This window comes from Erwinia sp. PsM31 (assembly GCF_030433775.1).
GTDB classification, from domain to species: domain Bacteria; phylum Pseudomonadota; class Gammaproteobacteria; order Enterobacterales; family Enterobacteriaceae; genus Erwinia; species Erwinia aeris.
The window spans coordinates 16627-40920 of record NZ_JARUWZ010000001.1 but is presented as its reverse complement, the minus strand read 5'-3'; the positions used below and the strand labels follow the sequence as shown (position 1 = coordinate 40920).

Here is a 24294-nt window from a genome sequence, read left to right as displayed (position 1 = left end):
CAATCCGTATCAACTGTGACTTTGACGGGATGACGGCGGCGCCTCTGCCATGGTTCCCTCTGGCTGCGCGGTTTTTTCAATGGCCTCGCAAACGCTTTCAAAACGCGGTATTTCACGCTGGCGGTCGGTTTCCGCCTGTGGCATCAGGATATAGCTCAGGCTGCATTGCATATCCGGCGCGTCTCCCCATTTAACACGCAGCTTGTCCCGCTGCGCCTGGACGCGTGCATAGACTTCGCCGCCCTGGCCGACGGTACCAACATGGTTGCCTTTGCTGTCCAGCACCTCGGCACCGAAGGCCACAGGCTCACCCTGGAAGGTGGCCGCAATCAGCACCGCTGTGCCGCTGCGCGTGCCGTATTTCAGCTTCACTACGGCGCCTGATAACGGCGCTACTTTCAGCGAGGTGGTATCCAGCTCCACATCGCTGGCGGCCCCGCCAGGATCCAGCGTGACTTCGTTCAGCTGATAGGGATCCAGATAAGGCACGGCAGCGTAGCCGTTCCAGTCAACGTAAACGCCAGGATAGGACGAGACGCTGGCGCCCTGGGCGCCTTTGGCCTCGACCAGCGCGAAGGTATCGGAGGTGTAAGGCGTTAGCGTCACGCCGCCGGAATGGCCAATAACGGTACCGCTCATCCCGGCAGACGCGCTGTAATAGTTGCTGCCTTTGCCGTACGAAGCGCTCAAAGAAGAAACGGCGCTGCGCCATGAACCGTTAACCGTGCCGCTGCTGCCCGTGCCCTGATTGGCATTGGCGGCGCTGACGCCGTAAGAAAACTGGCCAAGCTTACCGCCCGTGCCGGATATGGCTGCCTGTTCTGAGGTTCGCCCGTTGCTGTTATGCGCTAAATCAACACGCAGCTGGGGCGTGTAGCTGCTGCTGTTGCCCAGCGGCAGGCTGAAGTTCAGCAGATAGTTGTTCTCGGCCTCGCCGTACAGCGTCCAGGTGCGGTTAACGCTAAGACCCCATGAGAGATTTTTATAGCGATTGTTGTAGCCCAGCTGGTACTGCTTGCTGTTGCCGTCGCGGTTCCAGTAATCCTGTAGCGAGCTGCTGGCGTAAAGGGTTCCCCAGCGCTCCGGCAGCCCTTGACTGACCGTAGCGATAAAACGGTTTTTGGCGCGCCAGATTGCGCTGGTTGACAACCCGTCGGCAACCGCTTCCCGCGTCTGCATCGCCGTCATAAATCCCATATAGCCGCTGGTGGAAAAACGGTAGGCCGCCAGCGACACTTTGCTGCTGGTAGCGCTGACGGTTTTGCTGTAGCTGAGCTGAAAGCTCTGCCCGCTCATGGATGCCGCCGTATCTTCGGCGGTCCCGCCCAGATGGGTGCGGGCCTGAGTGGCATCCAGCGCAAAAGCGCCGATTTCGGTACCAAGCGCCAGGCCCGATTGCAGCGCATAGTAGTTCTGGCTCGCCTGGAAACCGCCATAGGCGGTAAGCATGTTGGTCAGGCCATATTGCAGCGTAGCCTGATAGAGGGCGGGCTTTTCCGACAGCGAGCTGCTGCGCAGCCTGCCGGCGGTAACGGAGTAGCGGCTGTTGCCCGGCCTGAGCAGCTGGGCAACAGAGGAGTAGGGCACTTCAAAATATTGTTCGCTGCCGTCAGACTCGCGTACGGTGACCGCCAGGTTGCCGCCGTAGCCGGTGGGATAGAGGTCGTTAATTAGAAACTCGCCCGGCGGCACGGTGGTTTCGTAAATAACCTGGCTGCCCTGACGTACGGTCACCCTGGCGTTAGTGCGCGCCACGCCGTGGATCTCTGGCGCATAGCCGCGCAGCGAGTTCGGCAGCATTCTTTCATCACTTGCCAGCTGTACGCCGGAAAAAGGCAGCGTTTCAAACAGCAAGCCTGAGGTATTCGCCTGGCCAGCCAGCAGACGGCTTTCCAGGGCGGGAATATCCCGCTGCACATAGGTATTAAGGGCGCTATATTTTTTCTGGCCGTGCTCAACCCAGTTCCAGCTGCCGTTATGGCGCAGATACCAGCTGGCGATATTTAATCCCGCCCGGATGCTGGCATAGACGGATTGATAGCGGGTTCCCCCGCTTTCGCTGGTGTAGGCGCTGGCATTATAAGCCAGTAGCGCTGCCGGAATGCCGCTGTCCCAGCGGTCCTTGCTTATCGCTCCTCGCGCGTTTCGCGCCATATAAATTTGCGGAACGATAATATCAAGCCGCTGTTCGTTACTGTCGTAATTGACGGCGATCTCGGGAATTTTTTTCTTCAGATCGTAACAGCCCCGGCCGCGCTCATCCTGCTCAAAAAAATTTGCGGGTATCCGGCCTGCATCGAAGGCGATTCTTTTTATCAGCTCTTCTTTTAAGCAGGGCAGAACGTTTTTGTTCTTATCGGCGCTGAATTCAATATCGTAATTTCCCAGCAGGTCATTATTAACGTAAACCGCCGTTCGATAGATGCCGGGCAACGCCGCCGCACCGTTAGCGAAGCGGCCGAGATCGATAGCGCTGCCGTCGCTGACGTTAAGAAATGTAGGATCGAACTCAACATTTTTGGCAACTTCCTGCGGTGCAGAAGGGGAAGGTTCGATCGCATAGGCTGAAGAAATAAAAGGAAGGAGCAACACCAGCTGCGCTTGCTTCCATCTTTTTCCTTGTGGCGAGGCGTTTTCCATAAAAATCCTTTTTATAAAAAACCTGATTAAGCGTCATTAATCTGTCCCGATGACGTAGAGTAGAATATCTATTAATTGACTTGCGCATCGACGCTGATAGAGGCGCCATAATCATTGATATAATTTACCTTTATTTTGTCCCCAGGGTTTGCTGCAGCAGTAAAGCTGGCTTCAGAAAAAGGCGCGATCGTATCTGCCTCGGTATTTTTATCATTAATAACTATATTGGTCAGCGAGATATAATAAGGCGTAGGATTATTGGCTATCAGCTGCTGCCCGTTTTTTTTCCAGACAATTTTTTGTGCGGCATCGTTAGCGTTTCCTTTCAAACCGACGGGACGGAAAAAGAATTTAATGCGCGAGCGAAAGGCCATTTGCAGCAGGTTGCTGTCTTTAAGCAACGGGTTTTTAGCCGGAATTTCCAAAACGTTCAGCCAGTAGATGCTTTCCCGATCGGCCGGCAGCGGCTTCCCGGTATAGCTGATACGCAGCGTCTGGCCTTTCTCCGGCTCCACGCGGTTGATGGGCGGCGTCAGGACAAAAGGCACATGGATAGTTTCCGGTTTGGCTTTTACATCGCCGTCATCGATCCAGCTCTGGATCAGCACCGGCTTTTTTCCTTTATTGGCTAATTTTACGCTGACTTCTCTGGCGTCCGAGGGATAAATAACCCGGGTGCCGGTAATCACTACGCTGGCAGAAGCCGTGTAGCTAAACGCCAGCAATAAAGAAGCGTTTAAACCGGACAAAAATAAGCGAGAAAATTTATTCATACTAACCTTCTGTAAAAAGCAGAGAGACGGCATCTCTCTGCGGGGAGGTTTTATTTATACTGAAGAGCGTAAACCACGCTGCTGCTAACCATACCAGGGGCGGCCTTTGCTCCTGTTATTTCTTGTGCATTGTAGCGAACGGCGTATTCTAATGTTGCGGTTCCATCTGTAGTCACGGGTTTATAAATCGCACTTTCTTTTTGATTATCACTACCAATAAAAATAGATTTATAATTATTGTTATTAGCATCTAACAGCTCCAGCGTGACGTCTGATGTTTCCGTGGCATCGCTCTTGTTTATCAGATGTCCCTTATCATTAACGGTAGTGCCATGCTGGAAGAAAGCCGATACCGTTGTCTTATTATCTGCCAGCGTACAATCCGTCAGTTGCATAATGAAATGCGTATCACCTGCGGTGGCACCCTTCGGCAGAGCAGAAGTTTGAAGCACCGGCAGGTCAACATTACCGTCCGAATTTCCTGATCCGTTGACATTTACCTTACAGGTGGAGGAGGTGAGTTGGCCGTTAAAGGTAATGGTGCCCGAAGACTCCGTAGAAACAGAGTCCGCCTGGGCAGTCACGCCGGTAAACGCGGTTGCCAGCGCAGCAGCAATCAGCAATTTTTTCATTGAACATCCTTATTTTCATCATGTTAAAATAAATCCCATCTTGTCGTTGGGATTGTTATTTTTCCCTGAGGGGAAGTATTTGCAGTGGTTTTATCTACAAATTCTTAGTATCGAAGTAGTAAATAGGCGTGACGCGCTCTTTATTAATGCAGAATCCCCTGACGTGATCCTCTTCTGTCCGGGTGATAAAATCTTCAGCAATACCAAGCGTTGAAAGTTTGTTTCTCAGGCAGTGCATGACCTGCCAGAGCCGCTGTGATGAAGAGCTCAGGCCATACTTGTCCCACACATTGGTTAATATTTCTTCATTGCCGATAACTTTACTGTCGGCATTTTCCAGCAGGTAAATAAAAAGGCGCATCATGGTTTTTCTTAATTTTATTGCGCTGGTGCCCTTTTCGTTTGCCAGTAGTTTGATATTAATGATCCGGCTCTGGTTAATATTAACCTGGATGTCGGGCTCAATCATGTAACCGTAGACTTTTGCGCTTTCCCAATCCATTACCTTTCCTCCATGAAAACCAGACCGATTTTTTCAAAACGTGTCAAACGGAAACTCTTTCCTGAGTGCGGCTATAGTAACTGTTGAGATAAATCCATCTCAACACTTACTTTATTCTTTTATAAAGGGGGTATTATTTGTTAATTAAAGGGGGGAATGGCTACTTAAGGTTTTTTTTGTGGTTTTTTATATCAATGCATGCAGGTGTTTAAGGTTTTTATTTCGTCAAAAGGGGTAAGTCGATCATCAAACGGAAAATCTATTTTAGCCTGATATTTTAGAATAAAATATTAGATAATTTCTGCCATTACTGCTAATGATTCACAATCATGACGGTTTTTTTTAACACTTGTCGATTCCGGTAACTAAAAAAAATTAAATTTTTCCTTAGTTATTGTCATACGTTAGTGTCAGGCTCTGGTTAAAAATTAAAAATAACGTTTTTACTAATGGTTCAGGTAAGTGAAGTCATCTGGCCTGCCAGCCAGGATTATTCTCAGGCCTGAATTAATGGTTGATATTTTATAGCTCATAGTTGGTTGGTGTTTTTAATGGGAATAGTCTCATATTTTTTTATTTTTACAATAGTTGCACAGAATAATTTTCTTTCTTCAGTAAAATAGCAAAAAGGAGAAAGTTATCTCTCTCCTCTGTTATTTACAGCGCGGCGGCGATAGCGGCGCCCAGATCCGTCGTTCTTCCCGAACCGCCAATGTCCGGGGTTAACCGTATTTTATTTTCACTGCTCAGCACGCGTTCAATGGCTGCTACCACCGCTTCCGCCGCCTCGCTATGGCCCAGATGCTCAAGCATCATCGCGCCGCACCAGATTTGACCTATCGGATTGGCGATGCCTTGACCAGCGATGTCCGGTGCAGAGCCATGTACGGGTTCGAATAAGCTGGGAAAGGTACGTTCAGGATTAATGTTAGCGGAAGGCGCAATACCGATGGTTCCGGTGCAGGCCGGCCCCAAATCGGAAAGAATATCGCCGAACAGATTGCTGGCGACAACCACATCGAACCTGTCCGGATGCAGGACAAAGTGCGCCGTCAGAATATCAATATGGTATTTATCCACCGCCAGGTCGGGATAATGCTCGTGCATCGCCGCTACGCGGCTGTCCCACCACGGCATGGTGATGGCAATGCCGTTGGATTTGGTGGCGGAAGTCAGATGGCGGGCCGGACGCTTTTGCGCCAGCTCAAAGGCGAACTTTAAAATGCGGTCCACGCCGGTACGGGTCATTACCGTTTCCTGAATAACAATTTCTCTCTCCGTATTGGGAAACATCGTTCCGCCAACGCTGGAGTATTCACCTTCGGTATTCTCACGCACTACGTAGAAATCGATGTCACCAGGCTGGCGATCGGCCAGCGGGGATTTGATGCCGGCCAGCAGCCTCACCGGACGCAAATTAACGTACTGATCGAACTGGCGGCGGAACTGGAGCAGCGAGCCCCACAGCGAGACGTGATCCGGCACGATTTCGGGCCAGCCGACGGCGCCAAAGTAGATAGCGTCAAACGGCTTAAGTAAGGCAAACCAGTCGTCCGGCAGCATTTTACCGTGCTGCTGATAATAGTCCGCGCTGGCAAAATCAAACCAGACCCACTCCAGCACGATGCCGAATTTTTCTGCGGCGGCGCTGATAACCTTTACGCCTTCCGGCATCACCTCTTTGCCGATCCCGTCACCGGGGATCACGGCAATTTTGTAGTTTGCTACGGACATTGCGCTTCTCCTGGAAAGTTAGCTTTTCGCCCTGAGTCTATTGCAGCATTATGGTTAAATAATTAGCCTGGAATTCAATGCAATGTTAACTAAAGGTAAAGAGTTGGCGACAACCAGCGAGGATCTGCGCTTTTTTACCCACGTGGCCAGACTGACCAGTCTGACGGAGGTCGCCCGGGAACTGGGATTAAGCCTGCCGGCCGTCAGTAAACGACTGACGCAGTTGGAAGAGAAGCTGGGCGTACAGCTGGTCAGACGAACTACCCGACGCCTGGAGCTGACGCCGGAAGGGCTGCTTTACGCCGAAGGCGCGGAGCCGATCCTCAGCCAGCTGGCGCAGCTGGAAGAGGAGCTGGGCGGCGAAAGCGCTATGCTACACGGCACCTTACATATCAACGCTTCCTTTGGTTTTGGACGTCGTTACGTTGCGCCTCTGGTTTCAGATTTTGCCGCGCAACATCCGGCGTTAACGCTTAATTTACAGCTATCCAGCCAGCCGCTGAACTTCCTTAATGCAGGTATAGATGTGGATATCCGCGTAGGCAGCGTGCCGGATTCCCGTTTGATTGCACGCCGTATAGCGGCTAATTATCGCGTGGTATGCGCCTCGCCGGACTATCTGGCCCGTTATGGTGTACCACAGCGCGTTGAAGATCTGGCGCAGCATAATTGTATTGTGCTGCGCCAGCATGAGTCGGATGCCGCTATCTGGCGATTCAGCAAGGCGGGTAAAGAGCATCGGCAGAAAGTACAGGGAAGCCTGACCACAAATGATGGTGAGGTTGCCATGCGCCTGGCGCTGGATGGCCATGGTCTGATCCTGCGCTCGTGGTGGGATGCACGCGAAGCGATCCTGGCCGGCAAGCTGGTTCAGGTGCTCACTTCATATCAGCTGCCTTCAGCGGATATCTATGCGGTTTATGCTCATAGCCGACAGACGCCAAAAAGGATCCGCTGTTTTACCGACTATCTGCATGAGCGTTTCGAAGCGCTATTTACAGACGAGAAGAAATAAAAGGGGTTGCGCGCTCATGATGTTCCTGGCAGCAGAAGTAGCAGGCTTTTACGCGGTTGCCAAACCGGGCTTTGGCCACGGTTAATGCCTGGAGAGGGGCATAGCAGCTGCCGATAAACGCCAGCTTATTTTTCCCGGGCATTTTCTGGCAGCCTCGGCGGTGTAACAGATGAAAATCCATTTGTTCTGGTCGTTGGGTCACATAATAGTATTCAGCTTGCATTTTCCCTTTCACTCTTGGCAGGCGATAGCAGATGACTTTATGATAATTTTAATAAGATTATTTTAACGCGGAACTATCGGAAAATGTGCCGTCCCGTTGATTTACAGATAAATGCGTATAAGGCAAGTTAAGTGGCGTTAATTAATGGGCGCGGCGGGCACTTGTTTTTCTTATTAATAGCAGGTTCAGAGGTTACATGGTGTGTACAGATTTACAGAAAACCTTAATAAACGTGATTTATATTGGTAGTAAAAATATGCGCGTTTACCGAAACTGTGGGTAGCCGTTCCGCTGCAAAAAAGATGCAAATAAGAAGACACATTGCAGCGCCTTCAGATCCGTAACAAGCTGAGTCGATTGGCTGAATATGTAACAGCGCTCTGTTACCCGTTTGCCCTTGCTCCCTGAACGTAGTGAAAGATGCTGTAACAAAGATAATCCATAACCTGAGTGACTAACGGCCCGTCAGCGGCAGGCCGCCGGCCCTTTAGTCGGTTTTTTTCGGCAGCATGACGCTTAAACAGTCGTCGATGCTTTGGCGAGTTCGGTTTTTATCCTGCTCGCTGAGCTGCCGGTAACGCTGAATTGCGCCCTGTGCCGAATGCTTGTCGAAAGCTACTTTGTCCACCGCGTAGGAAGCGTTTTCGTTGGTAATCACCTCGCGCAATTTGTCAGGGAAATCTGCCGAGTCTGGCGTGTCATGCATATCCTTGATCGCCACGCAGGCGGCGGCATAATAGTGCGGATCCTGCTCCGGAGGGAGGAAGGTCAGATAAAGCCCGCCGACGATAGCCAGCAAAGCTACAATGGCGATAGTTTTGCGTTTCATACAGGTTGTTTTTACTGAAGTGGTGGCGGCGAGCTTAACGTTTCCGGCGCCTTTTCGCCAGGTTAACGCCTTTGCCGTTACAGGCGGACAAAAGAAAGAGGATTGAACGTTTTCCATCAACCCGGCGGCCTGCGAAAATAGCCGGCAGCGGCAAAACTGCTAACATGGTGGTTTAACATCATGAACGAGTTGCTATGAACAACTATCACTACTTTTCCCGCTTTGCGGCGCTGGCTGGTTTTTCCGCGTCGCCGTCTGCTGATTTCGCCACCCTTAGTGCACTACATCAGCGCTGGCCTGCTCTTATTCCCTTCGAAAACATAGAGGTTTTGCTGGGCAGGCCGGTCAGTATCGACGTAGAGAAGATTGCCGACAAGCTGCTGAGCAAACAGCGGGGAGGCTACTGCTTTGAGCATAATCTGCTGTTGCGACAAATCCTTGAAGAAATTGGCTTCAGGGTTACGCCGCACCTTGCACGCGTGCTGTGGGGACAGGATAAGCCGGACGCGACGCCGCAAACGCATATGCTGTTAACCGTGGCGCTCGACGGCGTGCGGTATCTGGCGGATGTCGGTTTTGGCGGCGTCAGCCTGACCGCGCCTTTACGGCTGGAGGCGGGCGAACAGCAGGGTTACCGTCTTGAGCGGTTCAGCCAGGAAGAGTGGCTGCTGTCGATGAAAAGCGGCGGCAGCTGGCGGTTGATGTATCGGTTTGCCGATGGCGCCTGCGAACAGGCGGATATTCTTGTCGCCAGCCACTTTGTTGCCACGTATGACGAGTCGCTGTTTCGCCATAATCTGATGATGGCGAAAATAATAAACGGGCAGCAGACCAATCTGTTCAACCGGCATCTTACCGTCTACGGAGAGGAGAAAAGGCAGCAGGAAGCCGCGTCTTTTACCGACTTTCGCGCGTTAATCCTCTCCTTTTTCACGGCGGACAACGTGTTGAGCGAGACGGAAATACGGGCAATTTACGAAAAAGTTGGCTGAAATCATATAGAGGCATAAAAGCATGAAGGCAGACCGATGGCCTGCCTTATTCAGATCCTTTACGCAAAACTACGCGGCAGACGAGCTGTCGGCTGGGGTAGTTAATCCGGTCAGGATATTCGACAGGAAGGAAAGCTTCGCATAGGTGCGAGACAGTCCTATAGCCTGATACGTCAGTTTTTTGATGCTCCAGCTATCCGTCGTGGTAGAAATAGCATCAACGGTGGTTTGCAGTTTGGTTGAGACATTTTCCATAGCCGAGTTCAGGCCGGTGATAACGTCAGTCAGACCAGCGCCGCTAACCATTTGTACTTCATTATGGCTGATTTCTCTCATTACTTTCTCCTTGTATATAAGGTTAATACAGCGGAGTTAATATATTTATCTCTGCCGCTTGCGTAAAGGGCGAAAATTCCTGAATAGAATATATCCGCACGAATAGCCTGGATATAAAGGGCGCATCCCTGTCAGTGCTTTCTTATTAATGAATTTAACAGGAGTTTATTGCGCACTACAGGTGGTAAATATTGGAATGATTAATAACGGGGTGAGTTTGAATGGTGAGTATTATTTATTTGTGATTTAAATTATTTATTATCTATATATTTATTCCTTTTAAATAAATTACCGAAAAATGGCCGGAAGTCATTGACCATGCGCTGCCTGTCGCTCTCTTTTACCCTGCACCGGGCGGGCGTTTTTTCAGGCGGAAAAGCTTACCGACACCGATCATTTTGCTAACAGCGGCAGCAGGGCGTGGACGACAGGCATAAAGGTTTCCGTCATTGCTTCCGCCTCTACGCAGGCGTAGCCGAGGATCAGGCCGCGTCTTTTCGCCTCGCCCCTGTAGTAAACCGAAAGCGGGCGAGTCCAGATCCCCTGTTGCTCCAGCACGTAAGCGAGGGCGACGTCGTCAATTTCCGGCGGCAGCGCAAGGATCAGATGCAGGCCGGCATGGCTGTCCTGGCCGATAAATTCCGCGCCCAGCTCCCGGCGGATCGTCCCGACCAGCGCCTCGCGTCGCTGGCCGTAAAGCTGTCGCATACGGCGTACGTGCGCCGCATAGTGGCCTTCACGAATAAATTCCGCCAGCGCCAGCTGGGTCAGGCCGTAGCCGCCCCGGTAAAGTTCGGAATGGGCCACTTTCAGGCGGGCCGTCAGCGAGTCGGGCACCACCATATAGCTGGTGCGCAGCCCCGGATAGAGCGTTTTGCTGAAGGTGCCCAGATAGATGACGTTTTCATCCTGCGCCAGCCCCTGTAGCGCCGGTACCGGGCTTTCACCAAAGCGAAACTCGCTGTCGTAATCGTCCTCGATGATAATGCTGCCCCAGGCCTGCGCCTGGCGGAGCAGCGCCTGACGACGCGCCAGGCCCATCACGGCGCCGGTCGGATATTGATGGGAAGGCGTTACGCAAATCAGCCGTGGCGGCGCGACGCCTGCGGGCAGCGTCATGCCTTCGTCGTCTACCGCAATCGGCACTGTTTCCAGGCCGTTGATTTCCAGCACGCTGCGATGGCCCCAGTAGCCCGGCTCTTCTACCCAGACCCGATCGCCGGGATTGCAGAGCATTTTCGCCAGCAGATCCAGTGACTGATGCGTCCCGGAAGCGATCAGGATCTGCTCCGGCGTGCATTTAACCGAACGCGCCACGCGCAGGTAATCCGCCAGCGCATGTTGCAGCGGCGCGTAGCCGCCGTGCTGCGAGTAACTCAACGTTTCTACCGGCAGCCGCAGGTTCAGGCGGCGCGTGATTTTATGCCAGGTTTTATGCGGAAAATGCCGTACGTCCGGCACGCCGGGCATAAAGGCTCCCCACTGACGCTGGCTGGCGCCGGCGCGGTTCAGCAGCTGCTCGCCCCGGCGGGAAAGCGCGATCTGCCCTGATGGCACGTCGGCGGAAACGATCCGTTCCACCGCCGAAAGATCGCTTTCCGGCAGACTGGCGCTGACAAAGGTGCCGCTGCCCGCGCGGGTGGTGAGATAGCCTTCCGACTGTAGCTGCTCATAAGCGGCCATCACCGTATTGCGCGATACGCCTAGTTCGGCGGCCAGATCGCGCGAGGCGGGCAGGCGAGTGCCGGGCGCAAGCATCCCTTTCTGAATGGATTGCTGTAAGGCGTCGTAAAGACGCTTGCCCAGCGTGCCTGCGGCCGTCTGTCCAAGCCGGCAGGCGACCAGATCACCGACGAGTGTGCGCAAAGTGGCTCCCTAAAATAGTCAAAACTGGCTCTGGATAATAGCACCCCATCAGCGCTAAAAATCAAGGTAATTCAGGTACAACCCGGCTTCCCGTAACGAGGAGTAAAACATGAACGATTCCATCCGTCAGCGCCGTCTGGACGCCACACCGCGCGGTGTGGGCGTAATGTGCGATTTTCTGGTCGAGCAGGCTGAAAACGCCACGCTTATCGATACGCAGGGGCGTGAATACATCGACTTCGCGGCGGGGATCGCCGTGCTGAATACCGGCCACCGTCATCCGAAAGTGATCGCTGCCGTGCAGCAGCAGCTGACCCGTTTTACCCATACGGCTTTCCAGGTTATTCCTTATGAAAATTATATCGCGCTGGCGGAGCGCCTGAACGAGCTGGCGCCGATAGCGGGCAAAGCGAAAACCACTTTTTTCACCACGGGCGCGGAAGCGGTGGAAAACGCGGTGAAAATCGCTCGCGCCGCGACCGGGCGTCCCGGCGTCATTACCTTTACCGGCGCGTTTCATGGCCGCACCATGATGACGATGGCGCTGACCGGCAAGGTCGCGCCCTATAAAACCGGCTTTGGCCCTTTTCCCGGCTCGGTGTTCCACGCCCGCTATCCCAACGAGCTGCACGGCGTCAGCGTGGAGGATGCGCTGAAAAGCCTGGACGATATCTTCCATTGCGATATCGCGCCGCAGGAAGTCGCCGCCATTATCTTTGAGCCGATTCAGGGCGAGGGCGGTTTCAACGTCGCGCCGCCGGAATTTGTCAGCGCGCTGCGCCACCTGTGCGACGAGCACGGCATTCTGCTGGTGGCTGATGAGATCCAGACGGGCTTTGCGCGTACCGGTAAGGTGTTCGCCAGCGAATACTACCCGGATGCGAAACCGGATCTGCTGACAATGGCGAAAAGCCTGGGCGGCGGTTTCCCGATTTCCGGCGTGGTTGGCCGCGCCGAAGTGATGGACGCGCCGGGTCCTGGCGGGCTGGGCGGTACCTACGCCGGCAACCCGGTGGCGGTGGCGGCGGCCCACGCGGTGCTGGATATCATCGAGGAAGAGCGGCTCTGCCAGCGTGCCGACAGGCTCGGCGCGGCCCTCAGCGAAGCCCTTATCGGCACCCGCCATCCAGCCATCGCTCAGGTACGCGGACGCGGCTCGATGATTGCAGTGGAATTCAATCATCCTGAAACCGGCGCGCCGGACAGCGCTTTTGCCCGCGATATTCAGCAGCGAGCGCTGGCGCAGAACCTGATCCTGCTGACCTGCGGCGTGCACGGTAACGTGATCCGTTTCCTTTATCCGCTGACCATTCCGGACGAGCAGTTCAGCCGCTCGCTAACCATTCTGACCTCGATCCTGAAAGCCTAAGGCATTCCCGGCTGCGTCACGCGGCCGGGCATATTTCGACAGACCTTTCACTTACTGACGCCCAAAGCGGGCTGCATCACGCGGCCATAAATGTTCTGCCTTATTTCCCGCCCGTTTCCGCTCGCAGCTTGTTAAACTGCGGCGGCGGCTGGCGAAAACGGCGGGTCAGCCAGGCCAGATAAAGCACGCCGAGCACTGCCCAAATCAGCCCCATCGTCAGCGATGTCGCCTCCAGGTTGATCCACAGTACCGCGACCGTGGCGGCGCCCACCATCGGCAACACCAGATAATGCAGCTTCTCCTTCCAGGTGCGATTGCGGCCTTCGCGGCGGTAAAAGTGGTTAAATACGGCGAGATTCACAAAGGTAAAGGCCACCAGCGCGCCGAAATTAATCAGCGCCGTCGCCGTTACCAGGTCGAAATACTGGGCGGAAAGCGCCACGATGCCGACCATAATCACGTTAAGCGCGGGCGTGCGCCATTTGGGATGCACGTAGCCGAACACCCTGGCCGGAAAGACATTATCCCGGCCCATTACGTACAGCAGACGGGAAACGCTGGCATGAGACGCCAGGCCGGAGGCCAGCGTATTGATAAAAGTGGTGCAGAGGAAAATCGACTGAAACAGCTTGCCGCCGACGTAGAGCGCGATTTCCGGCAGCGCCGCATCGGGATTTTTAAAGCGGCTGATATCGGGGAAAAAGAGCTGCATAAAGAACGAGGCGGCAATAAAAATCAGCCCGCCGTAGAGCGCGGTCAGAAAGATGGCGCGCGGAATGGTTTTCCCGGCGTTGTGCGTCTCTTCGGAGAGCGTGGTAACGGCGTCAAAACCGAGAAACGAAAAGCAGACGATGGTCGCGCCGGTCATAATCGGCAGCAGGTGCGCGTTCTGGCTGATAAAAGGCTGTAGCGACCAGACCGTGCCGACGCCTTCACCGCGATACAGACCGTGGATCACCAGAAAAATAAATACGCTGATAATCGCGACCTGAGCCAGCACAAACAGCGTATTGAAGTTCGCCACCAGGCTGACGCTTTTCAGGTTGGCGGCGGTCATGATCGCCACAAAACCCACTACCCATATCCAGGGCGGCACTTCCGGAAACAGGACCGAAAGGTAAATCTTCGCCAGCAGCACGTTGATCATCGGCAGGAACAGATAGTCCAGCAGCGACGACCAGCCGACCAGAAAGCCGACGTGAGGATTGATCGCCTTCTGCGCATAGGTATAGGCGGAACCGGCTTCGGGAAACTGGCGCACCAGCTTGCCGTAGCTGACGGCGGTAAATAATACGCCGGCGAGCGCCAGCAGATAGGAAGCGGGAACGTGGCCGTTGCTGATACCGGAAACGATACCGAAGGTATCGAACACCGTCATCGGCGTCAGGTAGGCCAGCCCCATCATCACAATCTGCCAGAGCTTAAGGGATTTTCTCAGCCCCGGTTTGGCCGGGCTTTCTTCAGTGACGGCAGCCATTAGCAGCCCCCTTGCGGCGGCGCTGAGAGAACAGCCGTGGGCGGCTTAAGGGTATACGGGACGGGCAGATGCACCATTTCCGAACCTCATGATGTAGGGCGTTCCGCCGCCGCTTTTTTTCCTTCGGCGACAGGCGGTACGGGCCGGAAAACCGGCAGAGAGCGCGCTCGTTTCCAGACGGGGCGCATGGGCGAGGCTCTTCCTGAGGCCGGATGCCATCAGGCGTTTTTCAGCATCCAGTCAATTTCCGTATCTGTGATCAACCGCTCAAACTGCGTCAGCTCGTTGCTTTTGCAGGCGTGCCAGACGTGGCTGAAGCGCTCGCCGAGCTGAGCACAGAGCGCCTCGTGCTGGGCGAATTCCCACAGCGCATCGCTCTGACGAATAGGGAATGGCAGCCCGTCCTGCTCCAGCCCGTTGCCCTCGACCTTCGGCGGCAGCGGCAAATCGTTATCCAGACCGTGCAGGATCCCGGCAAAAATGGCCGCCATTACCAGATAAGGGTTGGCATCCGCGCCCGCGACCCGATATTCCACGCGATGATTATCGCGATCGCCACAGGGAATGCGCAGGGCGACGGTGCGGTTATTGTGGCCCCAGGAAGCCTGCGTCGGCACATACATGCCTGCCTGAAAACGGCGATAGGAGTTGATATTAGGTGCCAGCAGCGCCATGGAGGCGGGCATCATCTCGATCATCCCGGCCAGCGAGCGTTGCAGAAGGGGGGAGTCGTTGCCGTGCCGGTCGGCCAGCACGTTCTCGCCCTGGTCGTTCAGCATACTGATATGAATATGCATGCCGCTGCCGGCGTATTCCTCGTAGGGCTTGGCCATAAACGTGGCGTGCATATGATGTTTTTCCGCTACCAGCCGGATCAGGCGCTTCAGCGCCAGCGCATGATCGCACGCTTCCAGCGCGTTGCGGGTATGGTGCAGGTTCACCTCGAACTGGCCTGGCGACGCCTCCGCCAGCGCGCCGTCCGCCGGGATCTTTTGCAGCTGCGCCAGCTCGTCGATATCGTTTAACACGTCGGCAAAGTGGTTGAGATTATCCACGGAGTAGACCTGGCTTTGCATATTGCGATCCTGGGTGCCGGGCGCGCAGGGCGGCTGAAGATAGCCTTCGGCGTCACGCTGCCGATCCAGTAAATAGAACTCCAGCTCTACCGCTACCACGGGATGCAGTCCACGCTGCTGTAGCTGCTGCCACAGGCGGTTAAGGACATTTCGCGGCTCAACGTCAAAGGGAGCGCCATCTTCGTCCAGCATCGTCAACAGCAGCTGGCCGATGGTCTGTGGATCGGCGGCGGAGGGCGTCAGCGTCCCGGCGATGGGCACACAGATGCGGTCGGGTTCGCCGGATGCCTGGCCCAGGCCCGCCGCCTCCACCACGTTGCCCAGAATATCCATCGCGAAAACGGAGGCGGGGAAATAGCAGCCTTTCTCCAGCTTACGCAGCGCCGCCACCGGGATGCGCTTGCCCCGGAAACAGCCGTTAAGATCGGTCAGCATCACATCGACGTAATGGGTATCCGGATAGCGGCTCAGATAGGCTTCGACCTCTCTGGCGAAGGCGCTGCTCCGTCTCTCTTCCGGCTGCTTAAAGTTTTCCACTGCTACAAGGTTAGTTTCCATGATTCACCGCTGTTGGCTTGGTAGGGGATAACAGGATCGCATTCACGTTGTTAAATATAATGCACACAAAAACAATCTGGACGGAAACAAATTGTTTGTCAAATGTTGCATTTGATTTAAAAAAGGGTTATCAAAATACCAGTCAGCGGAAATATTGCGCATTTCAGGTAATTTCAGACGCTTTTGTAAAAAATTCAGTCCGAAACAAGAGGTGAAGCATGGTCGATATATTTTACAGGCCGATTGTCGGGGTGGTGATGTGCAGCAACCCCGTCAAAGGCCAACAAAGTCATACCTTGCAAGATAAGTACCTGAATGCGGTTCTGGACGCGGGCGGTTTACCCATCGCCTTGCCGCACGCGCTGGCAGAGCCGGAATTGCTGGCAGGCGTGATGCCGCTGCTGGACGGCGTGTTGCTGCCGGGCAGCCCCAGTAATATGCAGCCGCACCATTATGGTGAAAACGGCGATGAGCCTGCCGCCGATCCCGGGCGAGATCTTCTGAGCATCGCGCTGATTGCGCAGGCGCTCGAAAGGCGCATCCCCATTTTTGCCATCTGTCGCGGTTTGCAGGAGCTGGTGGTCGCGACGGGCGGTACCCTCTACCGTCGCCTCTGCGACCATCCGCAGTTTCTTGAGCATCGTGAGGACCCGGATCTGCCAATAGATCAGCAATATGCGCCCTCGCATGAGATCAAAATCCAGCCGGACGGATTAATTTCGCAATTGATACCCGGAAGCAAAACATTCTGGGTAAACTCGTTGCACGGGCAGGGCGCAAAAACCCTTGGCCCGCGGCTTCGCGTGGAGGCGTACTCCCAGGACGGGCTGCCGGAGGCGGTCAGCGTGCTCGATCATCCCTACGCGCTGGGCGTACAGTGGCACCCGGAATGGAAAAGCAGCGAATATGCGCTGTCGCGCCTGTTGCTTGAAGGCTTTATCACGGCATGTCAGCAGCATCACGCTGAAAAGCAGCAGCTCTGACTCACATTGAAGGAAATGCGTTTATGAACAATGACGGCCTGGCACCAGGCAAGCGTTTGTCCGGGATCCGCCAGCAACTGGGTCTGTCACAGCGCCGGGTTGCCGAACTGTCTGGATTAACACACAGCGCCATCAGCACCATTGAACAGGACAAGGTCAGCCCGGCCATCAGCACGCTGCAAAAGCTGCTAAAAGTTTACGGGCTGTCGCTGTCCGAATTTTTTGCGGAGCCGGAGATCCCGGACGAGCCTCAGGTGGTGATTAATCCTGACGAGCTGATTGAGATCGGCAGTCAGGGCGTCTCCATGAAGCTTATCCATAACGGCGCGCCGAACCGCACGCTGGCGATGATGATTGAAACTTATCAGCCAGGCACCACCACAGGAGAGCGCATCAAGCATCAGGGGGAAGAGATAGGCACCTTGCTGGAAGGGGAAGTCGTGCTGAAATTCAACGGTCAGAGCTATCATCTGGTGGCGCAGCAAAGCTACGCCATCAACACCGGCATTCCGCACAGCTTCAGCAACACTTCGGCAAAAATTTGCCGCATTATCAGCGCCCATACGCCTACCACCTTCTGATGCCTGACGGCCGCTGCCGCGCGGGCCTGTGAACCACGACGGTGTATTCCTGCGCCTTTTGACGCCATACAGAGCGGCAACGGGCGCGGGTCGCGCCGCAAATATTCACCGAACCGATATCCGTCTGGATCTCTCTGGAGCCGTAAGCATGACTGAACATACGCAAAGCTACTATGCCGCCAGCGCCAACGCCTACACGCCGTTTCCGCCGCTGGAGGAGCCGATCTCCTGCGACGTTTGCATCATTGGTGCAGGCTACACCGGGCTGTCTTCGGCGCTGCATCTGGCGGAAAACGGCTACCAGGTCGTGGTGCTGGAAGCGGCGAAGGTCGGTTTTGGTGCCAGCGGGCGCAACGGCGGTCAGGTGGTCAACTCCTACAGCCGCGACGTGGACGTGATTGAAAAAAGCTACGGCAAAGACGCCGCCAGAATGCTGGGCAGCATGATGTTTGAAGGCGGCGATATTATTCGCGAGCGCATTAAACGTTACGGCATCGCCTGCGACTATCAGCAGGGCGGCCTTTTCGTGGCGCTGAACGCCCGTCAGTTCGCCACGCTGGAGGAGCAGAAGCAGAACTGGGAACGCTACGGCAACGACCAGCTGGAGCTGCTGGACGCCGGGCAGATCCGCCAGGAGATCGACAGCGATCGCTACGTCGGCGCGCTGCTGGACAAGCGCGGCGGCCATCTGCATCCGCTAAATCTGGCGATTGGTGAAGCGCAGGCGATAGTCCTGAACGGCGGCCGGATTTTCGAGCAGTCGCCGGTAGTGGAGATCCAGCATGGCAGCCCGGCCGTGGTAAAAACGGCGAAAGGGCAGGTTACGGCGCGCTATGTTATCGTCGCGGGCAACGCCTATCTCGGCAGCAAACTGGAGCCGTCGCTGTCGAAACGCAGTATGCCGTGCGGCACGCAGGTGTTGACCACGGAGCCGCTTGGCGCAGAGCTGGCCGCGTCGCTGCTCGCCTCCAACTACTGCGTGGAGGACTGCAACTACCTGCTGGACTATTTCCGGCTGACGGCCGACCATCGCCTGCTGTACGGCGGCGGCGTGGTCTATGGCGCGCGGGATCCTGAGGATATCGATCGGCTGATCGTGCCGAAGCTGCTGAAAACCTTCCCGCAGCTGAAAGGGGTAAAAATCGACTACCGCTGGACAGGCAACTTCCTGCTTACGCTCTCAAGGATGCCGCAGTTCGGCCGCCTGGAAAACAACATCTACTATATGCAGGGTGATAGCGGGCACGGCGTTACCTGTACCCATCTGGCCGGCCGGCTGATTTCGGAAGTGCTGCGCGGCGACGCCGAACGTTTCGACGCCTTTGCCCGCTTGCCGCACTATCCGTTCCCCGGCGGCCGCAATATGCGTATTCCGCTTACGGCGATGGGCGCGGCTTATTACAGCATCCGCGACAGGCTGGGCGTGTAGAGAGACAGCCATTTTGCAGCGTAATAAACAGGAACGGGCGCCTGGCGGGCATTACTGACGGACGAGGCGGCCCGTGGTCGGCTGCGCTTCAAAATCGCTTCTGAACGGATTGATATCCAGCCCGCCCCGGCGGGTGTAGCGGCCGAACACGCTTAGCTTTTCCGGGCGGCAATAGTGTTTGATATCGTTAAAGATGCGCTCAATGCACTGCTCGTGGAACTCGTTGTGCATCCTGAACGAAATCAGATAGCGCAGCAGTTTTTCCCGCTCGATCCGCTTGCCTTCATAGTGGATGACCACGCTGCCCCAGTCGGGCTGATTGGTCACCAGACAGTTAGACTTAAGCAGGTTTGAGGAGAGCGTTTCGGCCACAAAATCGCCGGAGGCGGCATCCTGCAGATGCTGCGGAGAAAAATCGTAATCCTCCACGGCGATATCAAGATGGTCAATGCATTCGCCGGGCAGCGCTGCGGTAAAAGCGGCGTAGCCGTTTAAATCGGGATAGAGCTTGACCTTCACGCTGCCGTCGGCCGCCCGCGACAGATCGTTTTCCAGCGTGGTGGCGACCTCTTCCGGCGCGGCGAAGCGCGTCTGATTAAAGCTGTTCAGGTAAAGCTTAAAAGATTTTGATTCGATCAGATGCTGGCTGGTGGCCGGGATCCAGAATTCGGCGATAGCCACCACGGGTTTGCCCTTAGCGTTAAGCCAGGAAAGCTCGAAGCCCGTCCACAGGTCGAAGCCGGAAAAGGGCAGCTCCGCCGAGGTCAGGCCGATTTCCTGGCGACCGCGCGACCGCGGCAGCGCCTCCAGCAGCTCCGGCGCATAATGCTGAACATAGCCGGTGCTTTTGCCCAGCAGCGTAATTTCCTCTGTTTTCATACTACTTCCTCTGCACGGTTAACCTGTTTTTCTTTATTGATATAGCGTCTGAACAGTTCACGGGTAGCGTAAATAGGGCCAACGCCCAGCAGCGCATAGCCCAGCTTGATAATGAACTGCGAAATAATCATGGTTTTAATCGTCGCCATGCTGAGCACGTTGTGAAAAGCCAGCGTACAGAAAATCACGCTATCAAGAGCCGAAGCGATAACGTTGCTGGTCAGCACGCGCACAAAAAGAAAGCGCGAATTGGTCAGCTCTTTTATTTTGCACAGGATCAGCGAGTTAATATTTTCCGACACCAGATACGCGGCCGAAGAGGCGAACAGTACGGAGACAATGCTGTTAACAAAGGTGGCGTAGGAGATATTCAGCTCCCACTCTTTCAGACCGGGTAAAAGGCTGGTCAGCCACAGGCCCGCCACAAACAGCGTATTAGAAATAAATGAAATAAATATCGTTCTTCTTGCCATTCTCAGGCCGTAAAACTCGTTGATAATATCCACCAGGATAAACGAGAGCGGATAGAAAAAAATGGCGGGCGGCACCACGAAATTCACCACGGGGATCAGCACGGGTTTCACGCCGCTCACGGTGCTGAGCGTATAAATAACCGTCAGCGCAATGCTGATGATCAGATAGGCGTACCAGGAGCGTTCATGCCTGTCGCCAATATCGTAAGAGGTCACGGTGCTGTTATCGCCATAAAGGCGACGATAAAGCGATTTCAGTTCATGCCGGTTAAAATCATCCGTGATTTCGCTGCTTTCCAGCTCGGGCAGGCCGATGCTGATATGCTTGCCGGTCGCCAGCACCATGACGTTGGCCGTAATCACATCCGAGCGGGTAAAGCCCAACAGCTTGTATTTCTTGTTTTGTTCCATGCAGAACAGTCCTTAGGGTTATTGGATTCTTTCTTCGATAATGGCGCCCAGCAGGGAAGCTTCCTCAGCGCCGGAGTAGATATCACTGACAAATAGCGCCTGAGTCGGGGAGGAAAACAGCGCCAGCTGTTTCTCCTGTGGCGGCGTATGGCGTTTGATAATAAGCACATCGCCAGGAAAAAACAGGTTGCCCAGATTTCTTTCAACCTGTAGCGCGACCGTGTTAGCGACCTCGCCAAAAAACCAGGTAACGGGATAGTGCGCCACCAGCTGGCCCACTCTTTTGTTTGCGCAGCGTAAAAATGCCGATTGAGGAATAACGGGCACGGCAGCCGGGTTTTTATCGCCGTCGGGCGACAGCGTATTTTCGATCAGTTCGATAGATTGCAGATCGTGATTTTCAATAATCTCGCACGACACGCCAAAGAAATCCGCGATTCGCGTAATGGTCGAGCGCTGTACGTTATTGACTTTGCCATCCAGGATTTTATACAGCGTCGCGCGGGTGACGCCGGTACGGTTGGCGAAAGAGACTTTTGTCTCGCCCCGGCTTTTAATAATATAATCTATATTGTTGATTATATTGTTTTTTCTCTGCAATGCCGATGTTTTCATGATAAGCGTCCGGTTGCTGTCATCTGCCGCATTTTATAAGCAAATTTAATGTTATTCAATAAATGTGAAGCAGGGAGTAGACAGGTCAGACCTGGTTTTGTCTGCTTTTTTGCTGTTGCATTAAGTGTTAATTTAAATAAAATCAATCATTTATACTTTTATGGCTGGTTTGGTATTCATTTTAGTGGAAGTTTTGTCTCTTTTTTTGTTGACTTCATTAAGGGTGTAAGATTAAGTTATCTGTACAAAGCAGCACATAATAAAAATATCTCCAGTATTCTTGCCAACGCCAGGGAATCCAGTTCACCGTGCGAACCTGATGCTTACCCATCAGGTTCGCCAGAGTTGTTACGCTTAAAGGCGTAGATCCAGCTGCACAATAACCTTTGTCTTTCGCGCCCCTTCTGTTGCGAAGCATGAACCATGCCAAAAAAATAACCAGGGTATGGTCGCTGAACGCAGATTGTCGACCGCCGCATTTTTCACAAATCCTTATCGTCCCAGGGCTTCTCATATAAAAATTTAATTTTTTCCGGTTTGGTAAAATTAAACCCCATTACGCCTGGTATTTTTCGTATTACGTTTGCTGCAAAAAGTGTGGGTATTAAACCCGCCGTTAATTAATGCGCGTTTCGCGCGGAGATCCGACACCAGAAATAGCTTGCCGGGACGGCTCTTATTTGTAATTAATAATCATTCTCATTATAGTGACGTTTTCCGCTTGTCGGCTATCACGCAGCCGGGCCTGCATTTTTGAGGAGAAACCGACAGACGCGACTTTTCCTCATCGCCTGCCTGTCCGGGTTTTTATTGAGAGCATGTAGATGAATATTAAGTTATTTTTCACCCGAAATGCGCGCGCGGCTTGCCGGCTGGGCGCGCTTTTTTTTACCTGTTTTTATACGACAGGCGCCTGGTGTCAGCCCGATATGCGGCCGTCTGGCCCGAATATTGCGGATAAGGGATCGGCTTTTTATCACTTTCGCGTCAGCACGCTTGATTCCGCCGATGGACAGCGACATTACAAAATATGGACGGGCATTCCCAATAAGAAAGCGCCGCCTGCCGGCTTTCCCGTGATGTATCTGCTCGACGGCAACGCCGTAATGGACAGGCTGTCGGAAAGGCTGCTGCAAACGCTGTCGGCGCAAAACCCACCGGTGATTGTCGCCGTCGGTTATCAGACGACGCTGCCTTTTGACCTGGCCGCCAGAACCTATGATTACACGCCGCCGGACGGCGAAAAAAGCGCCCGGCCCGGAGGAAGAAAGGGCGGCGGCGACGCTATTTTTCGCCGTCTGCTTGAGGAAAAAATTGCGCCGCAGGCCGAAAGAGGGTTAAAGATAAACTCCGCCGGGCGTGGCCTCTGGGGCCATTCCTTAGGCGGGGTCTTTACGCTGAACGCCTGGCTCTCCTCGTCGTTCTTTCATTTTTACTATCCGACCAGCCCAACGCTGAACCGGCAGTACGACGGCGTGCTGGCTAAGTTGGCGAAGGTCGAAGCGTCGCGCTTCTGCGCGAAGTCGCTCTATGTCAGTGAAGGCGACGGCCAGCCGGGAAACAATCCGCATGCGCCGGCGGCGGAAGTGCAGGACAGGGTTCGCGCCACGCTGGCATCGCTGCGCCAGGCCGGTTTATCTGCCGCCTACTGGTCGTGGCCTGAACTTTCGCACGGTCAGACCTTTGATGCCGGTTTCCGGCAGGCCTTACGCCATCTGGCGCAGCATGGCGAAGAGCGGGGCGCGTGCCGACAGGCTGAATAAAGATAAAAGGCGTGCGCGGCGCAGGGATAAGCCATGCACGCGGGCGTCTTCCGCCAGCGAGCATGTGCTTGCCGCGCCGTAGCGCGGGTTTTACGGTTACTTTACCCCGCTAAAGACCGGTGTTTTTGTCAGCTATACCCAGGCCGGTTCTCCAGCAGAAAATCAATCAGCGCCTTTACTCTTTTCGTTTTACCCGCGCTTTTTGCGTAATAGAGATAAACCGGCGGATAGGTCTTCCAGAAAGCTTCCATCACCGGCAGAAACCTCTCTTTATCCGGCTGCAGCTGCAAAACCGGCTCGAACAGCCTGCCGATACCCAGCCCGCTGCGGATGCCGTCAGCCATCACGTCGATGTCGTTGCTGATAAGCTGGCCCGGCATATCCACGGTCAGCTGTTCGCCGTTGTGCTCCAGCATCAGCGGCAGGAGGCGGTGAGCGGTAATAAATCGGTAGCCGATAAGCTGGTGCTGCGGCAGATCGGCTGGCGTTGTCGGCGTACCGAACGCCTTCAGGTAGGCTGCCGAAGCGTACAGCCCTTCACGAAAGGGCTTCATCAACTGGCGCGCCACCACGCCGCCCTCAAGGATATCGCCAAAACGGATCCCCACATCGACCCGCTCATCAACAAGATGCACGGTGCCGTCGTACACGGACACTTCCAGCCGGATGCCCGGATAACGCTGGCAAAATGCCGCCATCACCGGTTTGAGGATCAGCAGATAAGCGAAGCGGGAAAGCGTGATCCTGACCAGCCCGGAAGGCGCCTGCTGCTGACCCCGGATATTTTCCAGCGAGTTTTCCAGCGATTCCACCGCGGATAAGGTTTGCTCTAACAGCTGACGTCCGGCGTCCGTTAACTCAATACGCCGGGTGGTGCGCACGAAAAGAGGATGGCCGATATGCTGCTCAAGCAGCTTAAGCGCCTTGCTGACCGAGGGCGGCGTGATTTCCAGTTTCCTGGCGGCGGCCGAAATAGAGCCTTCACGAGCGATGCTCTGAAAAATACGGATTTGGTTGTATATCACGTTATTCATTACGTCGTCCTGATGCAGCTGCGCCGCTGATTATTAGCCACAGGCTAATTATCCATAAGCCGATACTGTCCTAATTCTATCAGGATCGCGAGCCTATACTTTCT

The 24294-nt window shown here is 54.5% G+C and carries 22 protein-coding genes; 8 read left to right on the top strand and 14 right to left on the bottom strand.

What is annotated here, in order from left to right; all coding sequences use genetic code 11:
* Positions 1–9: 9 nt before the first annotated feature.
* The 5 genes from QCD69_RS00175 to QCD69_RS00155 all read right to left on the bottom strand — a co-directional run bounded on the left by QCD69_RS00175 (position 10) and on the right by QCD69_RS00155 (position 6281).
* Positions 10–2640 (bottom strand): fimbria/pilus outer membrane usher protein, encoded by a 2631-nt coding sequence (locus tag QCD69_RS00175; protein ID WP_301250602.1) that lies wholly within the window; start codon positions 2638–2640, stop codon positions 10–12.
* 71 nt (positions 2641–2711) lie between these two features.
* A complete protein-coding gene (locus tag QCD69_RS00170) occupies positions 2712–3413 on the bottom strand; it encodes a fimbrial biogenesis chaperone (RefSeq protein WP_301250601.1) in 702 nt (233 codons plus the stop codon).
* A 50-nt stretch (positions 3414–3463) separates the two neighbouring features.
* Positions 3464–4045, bottom strand: a complete 582-nt coding sequence (locus QCD69_RS00165) for a fimbrial protein (protein WP_301250600.1) — start codon at positions 4043–4045, stop codon at positions 3464–3466.
* Between the two features lie 94 nt (positions 4046–4139).
* The gene (locus QCD69_RS00160) at positions 4140–4547 is read right to left on the bottom strand and encodes a winged helix-turn-helix domain-containing protein (protein ID WP_253458423.1); all 408 of its coding nucleotides are present in this window, start codon (positions 4545–4547) and stop codon (positions 4140–4142) included.
* Positions 4548–5204: 657 nt separating this feature from the next.
* Positions 5205–6281, bottom strand: a complete 1077-nt coding sequence (locus QCD69_RS00155) for a tartrate dehydrogenase (RefSeq protein ID WP_301250599.1) — start codon at positions 6279–6281, stop codon at positions 5205–5207.
* Positions 6282–6363: 82 nt separating this feature from the next.
* Here QCD69_RS00155 and QCD69_RS00150 point away from each other — a divergent pair, with 82 nt between their 5' ends.
* Positions 6364–7296, top strand: coding sequence for a LysR family transcriptional regulator (locus QCD69_RS00150; RefSeq protein ID WP_301250598.1), 933 nt, complete (start codon positions 6364–6366; stop codon positions 7294–7296).
* A 710-nt stretch (positions 7297–8006) separates the two neighbouring features.
* Here the strand turns inward: QCD69_RS00150 and QCD69_RS00145 are convergent.
* Positions 8007–8348: a hypothetical protein gene (locus QCD69_RS00145; RefSeq protein WP_253458434.1), complete on the bottom strand. Its 342-nt coding sequence runs from the start codon at positions 8346–8348 to the stop codon at positions 8007–8009.
* A gap of 194 nt (positions 8349–8542) precedes the next feature.
* Here QCD69_RS00145 and QCD69_RS00140 point away from each other — a divergent pair, with 194 nt between their 5' ends.
* Positions 8543–9340, top strand: coding sequence for an arylamine N-acetyltransferase family protein (locus tag QCD69_RS00140; protein WP_253458438.1), 798 nt, complete (start codon positions 8543–8545; stop codon positions 9338–9340).
* A 69-nt stretch (positions 9341–9409) separates the two neighbouring features.
* On the opposite strand, the gene QCD69_RS00135 is transcribed toward QCD69_RS00140, so the two are convergent.
* Both QCD69_RS00135 and pdxR read right to left on the bottom strand, forming a co-directional pair.
* Entirely contained in the window at positions 9410–9676 is a 267-nt protein-coding gene (locus QCD69_RS00135) for a hypothetical protein (RefSeq protein ID WP_301250597.1), read from the bottom strand.
* A gap of 393 nt (positions 9677–10069) precedes the next feature.
* Positions 10070–11542 carry a MocR-like pyridoxine biosynthesis transcription factor PdxR gene (gene pdxR, locus QCD69_RS00130; protein ID WP_301250596.1) on the bottom strand — a complete coding sequence of 491 codons (1473 nt, stop codon included), beginning with the start codon at positions 11540–11542 and terminating at the stop codon, positions 10070–10072.
* 109 nt (positions 11543–11651) lie between these two features.
* Here pdxR and QCD69_RS00125 point away from each other — a divergent pair, with 109 nt between their 5' ends.
* Positions 11652–12911 carry a 4-aminobutyrate--2-oxoglutarate transaminase gene (locus tag QCD69_RS00125; protein WP_301250595.1) on the top strand — a complete coding sequence of 420 codons (1260 nt, stop codon included), beginning with the start codon at positions 11652–11654 and terminating at the stop codon, positions 12909–12911.
* A gap of 100 nt (positions 12912–13011) precedes the next feature.
* On the opposite strand, the gene QCD69_RS00120 is transcribed toward QCD69_RS00125, so the two are convergent.
* Both QCD69_RS00120 and QCD69_RS00115 read right to left on the bottom strand, forming a co-directional pair.
* On the bottom strand, positions 13012–14388 hold the full coding sequence (locus QCD69_RS00120) for an APC family permease (protein ID WP_301250594.1): 1377 nt from the start codon (positions 14386–14388) through the stop codon (positions 13012–13014).
* A gap of 218 nt (positions 14389–14606) precedes the next feature.
* Positions 14607–16022: a glutamine synthetase family protein gene (locus tag QCD69_RS00115; protein WP_253458453.1), complete on the bottom strand. Its 1416-nt coding sequence runs from the start codon at positions 16020–16022 to the stop codon at positions 14607–14609.
* 218 nt (positions 16023–16240) lie between these two features.
* On the opposite strand from QCD69_RS00115, the gene puuD reads away from it, so the two are divergent.
* The 3 genes from puuD (at position 16241) to QCD69_RS00100 (ending at position 19015) form a co-directional block, all read left to right on the top strand.
* Complete coding sequence (gene puuD, locus QCD69_RS00110) at positions 16241–17005, top strand: gamma-glutamyl-gamma-aminobutyrate hydrolase (protein ID WP_301250593.1); 765 nt, start codon at positions 16241–16243, stop codon at positions 17003–17005.
* A 23-nt stretch (positions 17006–17028) separates the two neighbouring features.
* The gene (gene puuR / locus QCD69_RS00105; RefSeq protein WP_253458460.1) at positions 17029–17586 is read left to right on the top strand and encodes an HTH-type transcriptional regulator PuuR; all 558 of its coding nucleotides are present in this window, start codon (positions 17029–17031) and stop codon (positions 17584–17586) included.
* 148 nt (positions 17587–17734) lie between these two features.
* On the top strand, positions 17735–19015 hold the full coding sequence (locus tag QCD69_RS00100) for an NAD(P)/FAD-dependent oxidoreductase (RefSeq protein WP_253458463.1): 1281 nt from the start codon (positions 17735–17737) through the stop codon (positions 19013–19015).
* A 51-nt stretch (positions 19016–19066) separates the two neighbouring features.
* On the opposite strand, the gene queF is transcribed toward QCD69_RS00100, so the two are convergent.
* Genes queF through QCD69_RS00085 form a run of 3 tightly spaced genes read right to left on the bottom strand, consistent with a single transcriptional unit; the run spans position 19067 to position 21393 of the window.
* Entirely contained in the window at positions 19067–19894 is an 828-nt protein-coding gene (queF, locus tag QCD69_RS00095; protein ID WP_301250592.1) for an NADPH-dependent 7-cyano-7-deazaguanine reductase QueF, read from the bottom strand.
* Positions 19891–20778, bottom strand: coding sequence for a queuosine precursor transporter (locus QCD69_RS00090; RefSeq protein ID WP_253458470.1), 888 nt, complete (start codon positions 20776–20778; stop codon positions 19891–19893). The genes queF and QCD69_RS00090 overlap by 4 nt, the downstream gene beginning before the upstream one ends.
* 18 nt (positions 20779–20796) lie before the next feature.
* Positions 20797–21393, bottom strand: coding sequence for a helix-turn-helix domain-containing protein (locus tag QCD69_RS00085; RefSeq protein WP_301250591.1), 597 nt, complete (start codon positions 21391–21393; stop codon positions 20797–20799).
* 48 nt (positions 21394–21441) lie between these two features.
* Between QCD69_RS00085 and QCD69_RS00080 the strand changes: the two genes are divergently transcribed.
* Positions 21442–21759: a hypothetical protein gene (locus QCD69_RS00080; RefSeq protein ID WP_301250590.1), complete on the top strand. Its 318-nt coding sequence runs from the start codon at positions 21442–21444 to the stop codon at positions 21757–21759.
* Between the two features lie 458 nt (positions 21760–22217).
* Positions 22218–23156: an alpha/beta hydrolase gene (locus QCD69_RS00075; RefSeq protein ID WP_301250589.1), complete on the top strand. Its 939-nt coding sequence runs from the start codon at positions 22218–22220 to the stop codon at positions 23154–23156.
* Positions 23157–23284: 128 nt separating this feature from the next.
* Here QCD69_RS00075 and QCD69_RS00070 read toward each other — a convergent pair whose 3' ends face one another.
* Positions 23285–24190, bottom strand: a complete 906-nt coding sequence (locus QCD69_RS00070) for a LysR family transcriptional regulator (protein WP_253458482.1) — start codon at positions 24188–24190, stop codon at positions 23285–23287.
* Positions 24191–24294 lie beyond the last annotated feature (104 nt).

What these genes read in the sequence shown, in the direction of transcription:
- QCD69_RS00175 (WP_301250602.1), bottom strand. Translation starts at nt 2,640, where the DNA reads ATGGAAAACGCCTCGCCACAAGGAAAAAGATGGAAGCAAGCGCAGCTG.
- QCD69_RS00170 (WP_301250601.1), bottom strand. Translation starts at nt 3,413, where the DNA reads ATGAATAAATTTTCTCGCTTATTTTTGTCCGGTTTAAACGCTTCTTTA.
- QCD69_RS00165 (WP_301250600.1), bottom strand. Translation starts at nt 4,045, where the DNA reads ATGAAAAAATTGCTGATTGCTGCTGCGCTGGCAACCGCGTTTACCGGC.
- QCD69_RS00160 (WP_253458423.1), bottom strand. Translation starts at nt 4,547, where the DNA reads ATGGATTGGGAAAGCGCAAAAGTCTACGGTTACATGATTGAGCCCGAC.
- QCD69_RS00155 (WP_301250599.1), bottom strand. Translation starts at nt 6,281, where the DNA reads ATGTCCGTAGCAAACTACAAAATTGCCGTGATCCCCGGTGACGGGATC.
- QCD69_RS00150 (WP_301250598.1), top strand. Translation starts at nt 6,364, where the DNA reads ATGTTAACTAAAGGTAAAGAGTTGGCGACAACCAGCGAGGATCTGCGC.
- QCD69_RS00145 (WP_253458434.1), bottom strand. Translation starts at nt 8,348, where the DNA reads ATGAAACGCAAAACTATCGCCATTGTAGCTTTGCTGGCTATCGTCGGC.
- QCD69_RS00140 (WP_253458438.1), top strand. Translation starts at nt 8,543, where the DNA reads ATGAACAACTATCACTACTTTTCCCGCTTTGCGGCGCTGGCTGGTTTT.
- QCD69_RS00135 (WP_301250597.1), bottom strand. Translation starts at nt 9,676, where the DNA reads ATGAGAGAAATCAGCCATAATGAAGTACAAATGGTTAGCGGCGCTGGT.
- QCD69_RS00125 (WP_301250595.1), top strand. Translation starts at nt 11,652, where the DNA reads ATGAACGATTCCATCCGTCAGCGCCGTCTGGACGCCACACCGCGCGGT.
- QCD69_RS00120 (WP_301250594.1), bottom strand. Translation starts at nt 14,388, where the DNA reads ATGGCTGCCGTCACTGAAGAAAGCCCGGCCAAACCGGGGCTGAGAAAA.
- QCD69_RS00115 (WP_253458453.1), bottom strand. Translation starts at nt 16,022, where the DNA reads ATGGAAACTAACCTTGTAGCAGTGGAAAACTTTAAGCAGCCGGAAGAG.
- puuD (WP_301250593.1), top strand. Translation starts at nt 16,241, where the DNA reads ATGGTCGATATATTTTACAGGCCGATTGTCGGGGTGGTGATGTGCAGC.
- puuR (WP_253458460.1), top strand. Translation starts at nt 17,029, where the DNA reads ATGAACAATGACGGCCTGGCACCAGGCAAGCGTTTGTCCGGGATCCGC.
- QCD69_RS00100 (WP_253458463.1), top strand. Translation starts at nt 17,735, where the DNA reads ATGACTGAACATACGCAAAGCTACTATGCCGCCAGCGCCAACGCCTAC.
- queF (WP_301250592.1), bottom strand. Translation starts at nt 19,894, where the DNA reads ATGAAAACAGAGGAAATTACGCTGCTGGGCAAAAGCACCGGCTATGTT.
- QCD69_RS00090 (WP_253458470.1), bottom strand. Translation starts at nt 20,778, where the DNA reads ATGGAACAAAACAAGAAATACAAGCTGTTGGGCTTTACCCGCTCGGAT.
- QCD69_RS00085 (WP_301250591.1), bottom strand. Translation starts at nt 21,393, where the DNA reads ATGAAAACATCGGCATTGCAGAGAAAAAACAATATAATCAACAATATA.
- QCD69_RS00080 (WP_301250590.1), top strand. Translation starts at nt 21,442, where the DNA reads ATGTTATTCAATAAATGTGAAGCAGGGAGTAGACAGGTCAGACCTGGT.
- QCD69_RS00075 (WP_301250589.1), top strand. Translation starts at nt 22,218, where the DNA reads ATGAATATTAAGTTATTTTTCACCCGAAATGCGCGCGCGGCTTGCCGG.
- QCD69_RS00070 (WP_253458482.1), bottom strand. Translation starts at nt 24,190, where the DNA reads ATGAATAACGTGATATACAACCAAATCCGTATTTTTCAGAGCATCGCT.